Source organism: Paenibacillus sp. AK002 (genome assembly GCF_053903045.1).
On the sequence record NZ_CP096377.1, the window covers coordinates 6,408,829 to 6,421,596 of the forward strand.

Annotated in this window: 10 protein-coding genes; 1 reads left to right on the forward strand and 9 read right to left on the reverse strand. The window is 46.9% G+C overall.

The features are described 5' to 3' along the window. Positions 1-16 precede the first annotated feature (16 nt). Complete coding sequence (gene argC / locus M1D70_RS28985; RefSeq protein ID WP_036673269.1) at positions 17-1,072, reverse strand: N-acetyl-gamma-glutamyl-phosphate reductase; 1,056 nt, start codon at positions 1,070-1,072, stop codon at positions 17-19. A 390-nt stretch (positions 1,073-1,462) separates the two neighbouring features. Continuing rightward, positions 1,463-2,032 carry a GNAT family N-acetyltransferase gene (locus tag M1D70_RS28990; protein WP_456288583.1) on the reverse strand — a complete coding sequence of 190 codons (570 nt, stop codon included), beginning with the start codon at positions 2,030-2,032 and terminating at the stop codon, positions 1,463-1,465. 152 nt (positions 2,033-2,184) lie between these two features. On the opposite strand from M1D70_RS28990, the gene M1D70_RS28995 reads away from it, so the two are divergent. Further along, on the forward strand, positions 2,185-2,727 hold the full coding sequence (locus tag M1D70_RS28995) for a hypothetical protein (RefSeq protein ID WP_009594218.1): 543 nt from the start codon (positions 2,185-2,187) through the stop codon (positions 2,725-2,727). Between the two features lie 102 nt (positions 2,728-2,829). Here M1D70_RS28995 and M1D70_RS29000 read toward each other — a convergent pair whose 3' ends face one another. From M1D70_RS29000 to M1D70_RS29030, 7 genes are all read right to left on the reverse strand, one after another. After that, complete coding sequence (locus tag M1D70_RS29000; protein ID WP_456288584.1) at positions 2,830-3,735, reverse strand: YitT family protein; 906 nt, start codon at positions 3,733-3,735, stop codon at positions 2,830-2,832. A 27-nt stretch (positions 3,736-3,762) separates the two neighbouring features. Beyond that, positions 3,763-4,876 (reverse strand): peptide chain release factor 2 gene (gene prfB, locus M1D70_RS29005; protein WP_139212449.1). Its coding sequence is split into 2 segments (ribosomal slippage): positions 3,763-4,803 and positions 4,805-4,876, totalling 1,113 coding nucleotides; the frame shifts between segments, so codons are not numbered across the junction. A 274-nt stretch (positions 4,877-5,150) separates the two neighbouring features. After that, complete coding sequence (gene secA / locus M1D70_RS29010) at positions 5,151-7,664, reverse strand: preprotein translocase subunit SecA (protein ID WP_009594271.1); 2,514 nt, start codon at positions 7,662-7,664, stop codon at positions 5,151-5,153. A gap of 723 nt (positions 7,665-8,387) precedes the next feature. Beyond that, entirely contained in the window at positions 8,388-8,954 is a 567-nt protein-coding gene (gene hpf, locus M1D70_RS29015; protein WP_009594286.1) for a ribosome hibernation-promoting factor, HPF/YfiA family, read from the reverse strand. 197 nt (positions 8,955-9,151) lie between these two features. Then, the gene (locus tag M1D70_RS29020) at positions 9,152-9,349 is read right to left on the reverse strand and encodes a cold shock domain-containing protein (RefSeq protein ID WP_009594275.1); all 198 of its coding nucleotides are present in this window, start codon (positions 9,347-9,349) and stop codon (positions 9,152-9,154) included. Between the two features lie 275 nt (positions 9,350-9,624). Next, complete coding sequence (fliB, locus tag M1D70_RS29025; RefSeq protein WP_456288585.1) at positions 9,625-10,833, reverse strand: flagellin lysine-N-methylase; 1,209 nt, start codon at positions 10,831-10,833, stop codon at positions 9,625-9,627. Positions 10,834-10,890: 57 nt separating this feature from the next. Then, entirely contained in the window at positions 10,891-12,606 is a 1,716-nt protein-coding gene (locus tag M1D70_RS29030; RefSeq protein ID WP_456288586.1) for a glycosyltransferase, read from the reverse strand. Between the last annotated feature and the right edge of the window lie 162 nt (positions 12,607-12,768).

Below are 12,768 nucleotides of genomic sequence, written 5' to 3' on the forward strand. Positions count from 1 at the left end.
TGTATCCCCCAGCCGCTTACGGATAAATCGGCGTAAACGAAAGTCCGAGGCTCTCCTCCCATCCCATCATCAAATTCAGGTTCTGGATCGCCTGCCCGGCCGCACCCTTCACCACATTATCAATGACCGATATAATGGTCACTCTGTTCGTACGCGCATCCACCGCAAATCCGATATCGCAGAAGTTCGACCCGCTGACTTCTTTTGTGGCAGGCCATACGCCCAGGTCGCGGATTCTCACAAATTTACGATCCTTGAAATACTGGCGGTACAGTTCAATGAAATCCTCTTCCGTGTAAGGACCGTTCAGCGTGGCATACATGGTGCTCATGATCCCCCTCGTCATCGGTACCAGATGCGTCGTAAAGGTGACCGTGATCGGTTCGCCCGCTACCTGCGTCAATACCTGCTCGACCTCGGGAATATGCTGATGCTTATTCACCTTGTAGGCTTTGAAGTTCTCGTTGATTTCGGCATAATGCGTCATCAGGCTCGTTCCCCGTCCTGCACCGGACACGCCGGATTTGGCGTCGATTATAAGGGATGAAGCATCGATCCAGCCCGCGCTGATGGCCGGAATCAGGCCCAGCAGCGTCGCGGTCGGATAACAGCCCGGATTGGAGATGAAATCCACATCGCGGACCTCTTCGCCAAACACTTCGCACAGGCCGTATACGGCCTTTTCCAACAGCTCCGCGCTCGGAGCCGTGTGTTTATACCACTGTTCATATACGGCTCCATCTTTCAAGCGAAAATCGCCCGAGAGATCAATGACCTTCAAGCCTGCATCCAGCAGCTCCGGTACCAGCTTGGCACTGACGCCCGAAGGCGTAGCCGCAAACACCAAGTCGGCCACCTCGGCGATTTCAGCCGGGTTAACGCCATCCAGGTTGCGTGTGATGATATTGGTCAAATGCGGAAATCCGTCCGATATCGGTACGCCTGCCGTCGATGAAGAGATTACCGATGTAATCTCAACGCGCGGGTGCGCTTGCAGCAAGCGGATCAGTTCCACGCCACCGTAGCCGGTAGATCCAACAATAGCAACTCTTACTGTGTTTGTGTCCGTCATATCCTCATCCCTCTCCCCAAGGAACAGCTGAAGGACCTTATGCAAGGTCCCATTCATCCATCCTTCATCTCTACGCCATGCTCATCCGTTTCCTTCTTCCGATCGATCCATGCCGCCGCCTAAATTCCCTCTTCATCCTATGTTGGGATATCAAAAACCACGCGTGTCCGCTGATGATTCTTGGTATCCTTTTTGCTTCAAAAGCAGTCAGGCTGGTCATGAACTTCTTCGGAAGCGTTCCGTATCCTGCGTCAAAAGCGATATGTGCTTCCAAGGTATTCATTGACTTTATCCGTCTCATAAATATGTATTATTATACGACCGTATTCATATAAATACAATGGATTATTCAAATTTGGTCCAAACTGCTAACGAGCTCCGAGGCAATGTCTATCGAGATGGATCGAACTCTTCTTTCAGAATGGAATAGAGCTTGAGGTCCCAATGCTGCCCCTTAACCTTGATCCCCTTCCTCACCGTCCCCTCATAGGACATGCCGATCTTCTCCATTACGCGCTGAGAGCCGATATTCTCCACCAAACATCGAGCCTGCACGCGTACAAGCTCCATACGGCCGAAACCAAGCTTGAGCAGCGCAGAGGCCGCTTCGGTCATGATGCCTTGCCCCCAACAATCCCGCGCCAGCACATAACCGATCTCCGCGGCCTGCTGCTCGGGCTTCCACCATACAAAATCAACCGTCCCGACCAGTCTCCCGCTCTCCTTCAGCTCGATCCCCCACGGGGCAATATCATGCTTGGCATACTGAGCCAGTATGAATTGAATAAACCGCTTGCTGTCATCGATCGAGCGATGGGTCTCCCAAGTGACGTATTTCGCCACCTCGTCGTCTGAGGCATAGGCATACATGTGATCGGCATCCTGCATCGATACTCTGCGAAGGCGCAAGCGGTCGGTTTCCAGCACCGGCAAACTGCCGTAGATCTGTTCGATTTCCATTCGTAAGTCCCCCTTACTTGTTCTATAAACTAAGACTTCACGCTCCCTATTACTTTTAACCTAATAAATATGGCTATCGACCTAAACTATGCTTTGATATAATCCTCTTTAGGAAATATGTTCCTACAACTTAGATTCCTGGAGGTAAAACCATGATATTCAAAAGAACGACGGGCCTATTATGTCTTCTCTTGCTGATGTGCCTAACGTGGCAGGCTCCTCATCCCAGTTTCGCTGCCGCTTCAACCACCCAAGCCAAAACCAAACCTGCGCCAATGTTAATCCTCAACAAAAACACGGCGGCTTATTTGAAAAAGGGAGTCATTCCAGGCTTTGGCGGCGTCCAATTCGGCATGACCCAAAATCAGATCGCCTCCAAATTGGGAAAACCTGTGAGTTCATTCTACCACTACGGCGGCGAGTTTTGGAAATTCAAAAATATTTCGTATGCCGGATTTAATTTCGAAAACCCTTATACAGGCTCTAACGGCATGTGGTGTTTGTTAATAGGTAAAGAAGGCTTGCCGAACCAAACCTTTGCAGACGTCAAAAAGCATTTAGGCAGCGCCTACGAAATGTATTATAACGACATGGAAGAGGCGTACGAGATGGTCTACACTTTCGGCAAGACCCGCATCTCCTTCATGGCGGACACCGCCAAGGCAAAGATTACGCTGGTTCAGATCAGTCGGTAACGATCCCATTACATAAAAAAAGAAGTAACCCATGTTCAGACTACGCCGTCTGACAAATGGTTACTTCTTTTTTTATAGAGAGTATGCTGACGAGCCGCGAGGCTACGCCTTAATATTGCGGAATCCTTCGCCCAATACCTCATGGGCATTGCTAATGATGACGAAGGCATTCGGATCCACCGATTGGACCACCGTTTTGAGACGGGGAATTTCGCTCTGTCCGACAACAACCATCAGGACCGTCCGGTGTTCGCCCGTGTAGCCTCCCTCTGCGGTCAGCTTGGTTAATCCGCGGTCAAGGTCCTCGAGAATGGCCTTGGTAATCGGCTCCGTATGATCGGATATAATGTAGGCCACCTTGGTAAAGCTAAGGCCCAGCTCAATGGCATCAATCACTTTGCCTGTTACGTATAATCCAATCAGTGCGTATAACGCCTGCTCCAGCGACAATACGAGGGCTGCCGACGAGATTACGATCGCATCCAGCAGTACGACGCAGACGGAAAAGCTCAGGCCGCTGTATTTTTGCAGGAGCTGCGCCACGATGGTCAATCCGCCGGTTGACCCCCTGCCGCGATAGACCAGCCCCATGCCGATACCGACGCCGATACCGCCATAAATCGATGCCAGAAGCGGGTTAGAGGTTGGAATCGGCCAGTCCTTGGTCAAAAAGACGAACAGCGGCAAAATCACGCTTCCCAGCAGGGAGCGGATGCCGTAGTCGCGTCCAAGCAGCCAAAAGCCAAGCACGAACAACGGAATGTTCAGCGCCCACTGCGTAAAGGCCGGTTCAATGCCGAGCCACGCTTGCGCAAGAACGGACAAACCCGACACGCCGCCCGAGGCGATGTGATTGGGCAGGAAAAACAGATTAAACGACAGCGCCATAATAAAGGAGCCGACGATAATAAAGATTGCGTCCACCGTCTGCCGAAGCGGACCGTTGATCGGAATCAAGGGTTCTCTTTTTCGTTTGTTGATCGATGGATTGCCAGCGGATTGCGCCATAGTTCTATAAATCTCTCCTCAACGTCCTTACTCGACTTCTTGCTTGATCTGGCTGCGCAAGTACCCGTCGATAAATCCATCCAGATCCCCGTCCATGACGGCTCCAATATTACCGGTCTCCACCTGTGTACGATGGTCTTTAACCATGCTGTACGGATGGAAAACATACGAACGAATCTGGCTGCCCCATGCGATGTCGGACTGCTCGCCGCGGATTTCCGCCAATTCCTTCTGCTGTTCTTCGATCTTTCGCTCGTAGAGCTTGGAACGAAGCATGGTCATTGCACGCTCGCGGTTCTTAATCTGGGACCGTTCATTCTGACAGGTTACGACCACACCCGTTGGAAGGTGAGTGATCCGTACGGCCGAGTCCGTCGTATTGATATGCTGACCACCGGCACCGCTCGCACGGTAAGTATCAATCTTCAGGTCCTCCGTGCGGATGTCCAGTTCAACCTCATCGTTAATCTCAGGAACGACGTCACAGGACACGAAGGACGTATGCCGTCTGCCCGAAGAATCGAACGGAGAGATCCGAACCAGTCGATGGACCCCTTTTTCAGCCTTCAAATATCCGTAAGCATTAAAGCCTTTGATCAACAGGGTTACGCTTTTGATTCCCGCTTCATCGCCAGGAAGATAATCCAGCGTCTCCACCTTGAAGCCGCGCTTCTCGGCCCATCGCGTGTACATGCGGTGCAGCATTTGTCCCCAGTCTTGAGACTCGGTGCCACCTGCGCCGGGATGCAGCTCAAGAATCGCATTCATTTTATCGTAAGGCTGGTTCAGCAGCAGCTGAAGCTCAAATTCCTCCACACGCCCAACCAGGTCCTTAATCGTCTCACCGATCTCTCCCGCAAGGGAGTCATCGCCCTCTTCATCCGCCAGCTCGATCATCACGACGGCATCATCGTAATCCGCCTGCAGCTTCTGATATTGATCCACGGATGACTTCACGGCATTCATCTCGGCGATTAGCGCCTGAGCCTTCTCATTATCGTCCCAGAAATCCGGAGCCGCCATCTTCTCTTCAAAATTCTCAATCATTTCCTGTTTGAGATCTAAGTCAAAGAGACCCCCTAAGATTGGTTAGTTTCTTGCTGATTTCACGCAGGTCCTGCTTCACACTTGGATCGATCATGAGTCCTCGTCCTTTCTTATCTACACGTAATAATTTCAGTATACCCTCTCCTCCATGGAAAACGTTCCATTTCAAGAGAATTTTACGTTGCTGTACCAGGAATTTCGCTGTTTATTCAGATAAACTCCCTTAAGCGCAGCAGGGGTATTCGGATCACCGTGGAAAAGACCACCATCACCCGGTTCATCTGCCGCTCTTAAGGGAGCCAGAAAAATCCGCGCCCATCACCTGGACGGGCTATTCTATTCGATTCATCGCCTTTGGGAGTGATCGCTTACGCGTTCTGTCCATGGCAATGCTTGTACTTCTTGCCGCTGCCGCAAGGGCATGGATCGTTCCGGCCGATCTGTTCAGCCACTTGGACCGGTCGCTTCTCGGCAGGTTCGCTGCTGCTGTTTGTGGAGACTTTGTTCTCGTCCACAACCGCTTGACGTTCCTGGTTCGTTGCGATTTGGGCCTTCATGATGTAGGTCGCCACTTCTTCTTGGATCGTAGCGATCATCGCATTAAACATTTCGAAGCCTTCGAATTGGTATTCGCGAAGCGGATCGGTACCGCCGTATGCACGGAGGTGGATACCTTGACGCAGCTGGTCCATCGCATCGATGTGATCCATCCACTTGCTGTCTACCGCGCGCAGCACGATAACCTTCTCGAACTCGCGTACCATTTCTTCGCCGATGGCTTGCTCGCGTTCTTCGTATTTCTTCATCACGCGATCGAAGAGATACTCGGTAAGCTCTTCGGCTTCTTTGCCCCACAGATCCTCGCGGGTAACGGCACCCTCGTCCAGCAGCTTGCTGTTCACGTAGTCTGCCACTTCCTGTAGTTCCCAGTTCTCCGGAATGTCATCGCTGCAATGCGCCTGCACGACGCGGTCAATGACCGGCTTGATCATCTCTACCACGATTTGCTTGATGTCTTGGGATTCCAAGATCTCGCGGCGCTGCTTGTAGATGATTTCGCGCTGCTGGTTCATGACGTCATCGTATTGGAGAACGACTTTACGCATGTCGAAGTTGTTGCCTTCTACCCGCTTCTGCGCGGATTCAACCGCACGGGTAATCATTTTGCTCTCGATCGGCTGATCTTCTTCGAAGCCAAGGCGCTCCATCATGTTCAGCACGTTGTCCGTACCAAAACGCTTCATCAGCTCATCGCCGAGGGACAGGTAGAACTGGGTAGACCCCGGGTCACCCTGACGACCGGCACGGCCGCGCAGCTGGTTATCGATCCGGCGCGATTCGTGACGTTCGGTACCGATAATGTGAAGTCCGCCAATATCCTGTACGCCTTCGCCAAGCAAAATATCCGTACCGCGTCCCGCCATGTTCGTCGCGATCGTTACCGATCCCGGCTGACCGGCGCGCGAGATGATTTCCGCTTCCTCCGCATGGTATTTCGCATTCAGTACTTTATGCTGGACGCCTTTGCGTTTCAGCATTTCAGACAAACGCTCGGAGTTCTCGATGGAAACCGTACCCACCAGAATCGGCTGGTTCTTCTTATGGCGTTCCACGATCTCGGCTACTACTGCCTTAAACTTGCCATCTTCGCTCTTGTAAACCACATCCGGCATGTCGACACGCTGATTCGGTTTGTTCGTAGGAATTTGAAGCACTTCAAGACCATAGATCTTCTTGAATTCTTCTTCCTCCGTCTTCGCCGTACCGGTCATGCCCGCCAGCTTGCGATACATCCGGAAGTAGTTCTGGAAGGTAATCGTCGCGAGAGTCATGCTCTCGTTCTGAACCTCAATGCCTTCCTTCGCTTCGATCGCCTGGTGGAGACCGTCGCTGTAGCGGCGTCCAGCCATCAGACGGCCCGTAAATTCGTCAACGATGACCACTTCGTCGTCGGTAACAACATAATCCACATCGCGGCGCATGATCACGTTCGCTTTCAGCGCTTGTACAATGTGGTGGTTTAATGTTACGTGATTGTGGTCATACAGGTTTTCGATCCCGAAGGAACGCTCCGCCAGCGCCACGCCTTTCTCCGTCAAGGCTACGGATTTGACCTTAATGTCTACCGTATAATCCTCTTCGGCCGTCAGACGCTTCACGAACCGGTCGGCTGCAAAATACAGCTCGGTCGATTTCTGAGCTTGTCCCGAGATGATGAGCGGCGTACGCGCTTCGTCAACCAGAATCGAATCCACTTCATCAATGATACAGAAATAAAGCGGACGCTGAACCATCTGCTCTTTGTAGAGGACCATGTTGTCCCGCAGATAGTCAAAGCCGAACTCATTGTTCGTTCCATACGTAATATCGCAAGCATAGGCCTGCTGTTTATCCGGGTGCTCCATACCGCTCAGGTTAACCCCGACCGTCATTCCCAGGAAGTTATATATCTGCGCCATCTCTTGGCTGTCACGCTGTGCCAGATAATCATTGACCGTTACAACGTGAACCCCTTTGCCAAGCAGGGCATTTAAGTAAACCGGCAGCGTACCTACAAGGGTTTTACCTTCACCGGTCTTCATCTCTGCAATTCTGCCTTCGTGGAGGGCCATTCCCCCGATCAGCTGCACGTCATAGTGACGCTTGCCGAGTGTCCGTCTAGAAGCTTCACGAACTGTCGCGAACGCTTCGGGAAGCAATTCCTCCAGCGTCTCACCTTTCTCGATCCGCGCACGGAACTCCTCGGTTTTGGCTTGCAGCTGCTCATCGGAGAGCTTCTCAAAATCCGGTTCCATTTTGTTGATTACATCGACCGTCTTCATGAGACGTTTGACATCACGCTCGTTGGTGTCGCCGAAAATCTTTTTGACAAGTCCTAGCATGGTTAACCCCTTTCGTGCAAAACAAGTGATAGAATCAACTTCATTAAATGCCAAAGGGTTAAATGATGAAATCGATTCATTGATTCCTTATGATGGTCCCATTTCATGCAGGCTAAAAAGCCCGTCCCATAAAATGAGGGTTTGCATAAATTGTAACAGTTTGTAAGGGATGCCGCAACAATATGTGCTATTACAAGAGGTGTCTGTTGCGCGAAGCCTTACTCTATGAGACGCGGAGAGGCCCAAAAAAGTTGCGTGGAGCATTTCCCCAGCGCGCAGCAATGGAATTATCTTCATCCTCGAAGTGAATTCTACATCTAATGAGGACAGAAGCAACGATGTCCATTGTAGGGAATAAGCTGAGGATGAAGCCTGGAGCCACCGTCTGAAGCTAGCGTTAAATAAGCGGCTAGATGGGCCTCGATCCGGCTATATAGGAAGTCCTGGCTTTGTGTCATCTGAAGCTGTTGTAAGAAGGACCGATGAAGTTCCTTATGAACCCATTCCATCGATAAAAAGGTTGCACTATTCGGCATACTCCGATGGGCTTACCATCAAATCCCACCCTTTTTACGATCCTTACGCGTCTCGAAGCCGTATATCCAAATAAAGAGCCCCACCCGCTTGCACGGATGAAGGCTCATCTTACATTTCGATTTCATTTTAAAATTCGAACCGGGCCAGCTGCCTCCACATTCCCTTGGGAATACTTCCGCTTAAAATTTAGTCCCGCTCGATCAATCCGTACTTGCCGTCATCACGCTTGTAGACGACATTTACTTCTTGTGTGTCAATGTTGGAAAATACAAAGAAATTATGGCCTACCATGTTCATCTGCAGGATCGCTTCTTCCACGTCCATCGGCTTCATGGTAAAACGTTTCGTACGGACGACTTCGTATTCGTCCTCGTCATACTCCACTTGCTCGGCATCCACCTGACTGGTGGCTGCTGCCCCGTTCTCCGCAATGAGCGTCTTCAGTCCGCCCTCTTGCTTGATCTTGCGGTTCAGCTTGGTTTTGTGCTTGCGAATCTGACGTTCCAACTTGTCCACAACGGCGTCAATGGAAGCGTACATATCATCGCTTCGGTCTTCCGCACGAAGTACCACACCGGTAAGCGGAATGGTCACTTCCACCGTGTGCAATCCTCGAATGACACTCAGGGTGACGTATCCTTCAGAGGTGGGGGGTGCATCAAAATACTTATCTAGCCTGCTGAGTTTCTTGTCAACATAGTCCTTCAAAGCATCGGTCACTTCAATTTGTTGACCTCGGATAGTGAATTGCATTGGGCACTCCTCCTTTGCACCCTCATTATACCATTTTGTTATGGCTATGTAAAAAGACAGAATTGTGAATTTTAGCACAATATTTTTCTGAGGTCGGATACAAAAAAAGACCCCGGAAGTTCCGGAGTCTTGGGCTAGCGAATCTCCAATTGTTAACCATCGATTACCGTTTATGTAGGTCGGCTATGCCGGGATGATTATAATTTGATTACGTTAGCTGCTTGCGGGCCACGAGCGCCTTCAACGATCTCGAATTCTACGGATTGTCCTTCTTCCAGAGTCTTGAAGCCCTCGGATTGGATCGCGGAGAAATGTACGAATACGTCGCCGCCGTCCTCAGTCTCGATGAAGCCATAACCTTTCTCTGCGTTGAACCATTTCACTTTACCTTGCATGCACTAACATTCCCTTCATTGTCAAATAAAGTGTGACACTAATTGTCCACATTTCCGACTATAGCACCCGACTTATCCAGTGTCAATTACCAAGGAAAAGGTTTTCTTTTGCAGAAAACCGGGAAAAATGTCGACTTGGCTTCACGACTGAGTTGGCGAGCGAAAATAGTTTGCGGACAAAATAGGTTTATGGTTATTTAACCAGGGAGGGAGGGGGTGAAACAGGAGGATGACCCATTTCGAAAATTTCCTACAGATACCAAAAACCTAAACAATTATTGCTTTAATAGCGTAATTAAAAACGCCCATTTATCAACTTTAGTATTCATTATCTTACTCGAAAGAAGATTTAAATAACTCGAACTATGTTCAATTGATTTGCTAAACGCCTGAATAATATCGACTGCCTTCTCCGGTGTCATTTTTTTCTCAAATACAGCTACTCCTTGAAGATAGAATCTCACTGTACTAAACAATATCGCCAGTCGAAGATATTCTTCAAGGATGTTCGAACCCTCCTTGAATAAGAATAAACGATGGAAAACTTGATTAACCAGATAGTTTTCGAGAATATAGGAATGTTCATTTACAAATGGCACATAGTACTCGTTACAACCTTTGGTATATTTAGATAGTATTGCATCCTTATCAGATGATTCAAAATCGAATGCTCGTAATGCTTCATTATTATAATTCCGAAGTCTGTTGTGTTGAATGTTGGTTTGGGTTTGTAATATTTCTTTAAAAATACTTAACTGGACATGATACGCATGAGGAAGCTTACTTATTTCTTTCACTGTGTCAGAAGAATTTAATCGCATTCTGAACTCAGTCACTACATTAACAATTTGTGAACGATTCTCACTAGATGAAACAGAAGCCAGCTTTTCACAAAAAAGTCCCAAAAAGATCAAACGATCTGAAACACTGTAGCTTCGATTTTGCAGTATTTCGATAGTAAATGTTCTAATTTCCCAGAAGCAACTGTTCCAAACACTTTGTTTGGTTTCAATTCTTTGCTTAATTATATGCCTTACATCCAGCATTTCTTCTACTACATCGAACTGCATTAACTCTTGGTTTAATAATGCCAGTCTTGCTGTTTCGGGACATGACATATTCGCGGAAAGCTCTACCTGTTGATCCACAATATTAAATACCCTCGGATATGTTAAGCAGGTTTTTGATAAGTACTCCTCTCCATATTTAAGTTGAATCTCACACAATCCATCATGAAGAAAGACGCAAGCCCCTGCATTAGTTTGGATACAGGCAACATTGTCAGTCGATAGTGTATTCTCTTTCTTAATATAATTTGCAATCTTAGTGGCAACTTCTCTATCTTTTATTTTTTTATATTTTTTGTATGTTTGCTTATCAATATTCACTTTCCATCCTGAACAACAGGTATCCGAACATGCATTACCAATACATTGAAACTCATTCATATATTGTGGCTTCAATGTGACAATACTCTTTTTCATAATGTCCCCTCATCATGTAACGTAGCTTATTAATCCATCAATTATCCATAGCGTCTATCATGTCAGTGTAGATCTTGGGGCTAATTTCTTCAAAATCTCTTTAAAAGGAACAGCCTCCTCTTTTTCACCGATATATTCAAGGAAGTAAGCAATGTTATATACAACTTCTATATTCGCTAAATCAATCTGATATGCTTTATCTAGAAACGGAAGTACTTCTTCATAATTTCCCATTTGAAATTGAACCACACCAAGAGTATTCAACAATTCAACTTTAAGGGCAATATCTGAAATGAATGAGATTTTCTCGATCAGTTTCTCTGATGTAAAACATTTAACTTTCTCAAATATAACTTGTGGCTCATTCTGGTGATCAAGCAATTTTTCTAATACATCATGCATGGGGTCCTTTTCCAATATAGCAATATATTGATAGGTTTTGAATTGCTCTCTTCTTTCCTCGCTTCCCATTGCGGCAAATTGATTAACGATGATTTCTGATTCCTTTGTTTCTGTCAGAGTTGATCCACTCATATTTCTAATCTCGTAACCTGTCATGATAGCCATTTTGTAAATTTCTTTCATTGTAAAAAATCTTAAATGCGTTTTATCTAAAATTCCGGATTCCTCATACTCCCAAGTCCCCATAATCAACTTACTGATTACACTATAGTGCATGATATTAGGGAGACTCATTAGAATTCTCCCTTCTGGTTTCAAGTGCCTTCTTATGTTCTTTAACGCTGCCCAGGGATCGCTCATATGCTCCAAGACGTCCGCAAAAATAACGTAATCGAAATATTCTTCAGGATACGGCAAGCTATCCTTTTCCACATCGGCCTCAACCATTTCCGCAATTAAAGATGCTATTTCGGCACTATATTTATTTAGCTCTATTCCATATAATCTGCTGTTTTTATATACATTCTTTATACCTAACAATGTCCCTCCACATGCGCAGCCTACTTCTAAAACGCGAAGAGAAGTGTCAACTGGATCCTTAATCATATCTAACAATTCAGTTCTGACATGCTGAGAATAGGTGGCGTCAAACCCCCACTTTTTTTGAAACTTTTGCTTATTCTTATTTAGAAGTTGTTGATATCTTAGATCTTGACCACGGCCTTTAAATGAAACACTGCCATAATGGTGAATAAATGTATCTTTGCATAACAACAACTTATATCCTGCTTGGCGAATTCTAATGGAGTAATCGTCATCTTCGTAATTCCCTGGAGTAAAGAGTTCATCAAGAAGCCCCACTTTTTGAATTACACTGCTCCGTATTAAAAGGCAAAAACCGACCAACTTTAATCTTTCTTCCCATTTCACCGGATTCAGAGAGTTGAAGTTCCTTGCGTATTTTTGCATTTCATTAATTGTACTGTAATTTGTCGGTACGGTCTGATTGTATGAACACCTATTTGTTACACAACTTACAGCTCCGATAGTCTCCTCACTATACAGAGCAGAGAGCATATTCTCCAACCAGTTTTTTGTAACTACCACATCATTATTTAGTAAAAGGATGTTGTCCCCACTTGCTGCTTCTATCCCCTGATTACATCCCCTGGGAAATCCCAAATTCTCTTCATTTAAGATCGTTCTAATATCTTTTTGTCCTTGAAGCCACTCTCTTGTAGAATCTTCAGATGCATTATCGACAATGATAATTTCATAGCTGTCAGGATTTGTGTATGACCGAATGCTTTCTATACATTCCTTTGTGTATTCCATTTGATTATAGGTCAATATGACTATACTTGTTAACATGGCTCCTCCTAGAGAACACTGTAATCTGCTGATTTAATATTGAACTAGTACGACTTCTCTAGCTATATATAATTCATCGGTATAAATCCTTTAAATGTTAGAGACGTCCGTAATCTGAACAATTGGAGCCTTCTAGAAAAAAAGCTGCCTCTTAAAAGCCAA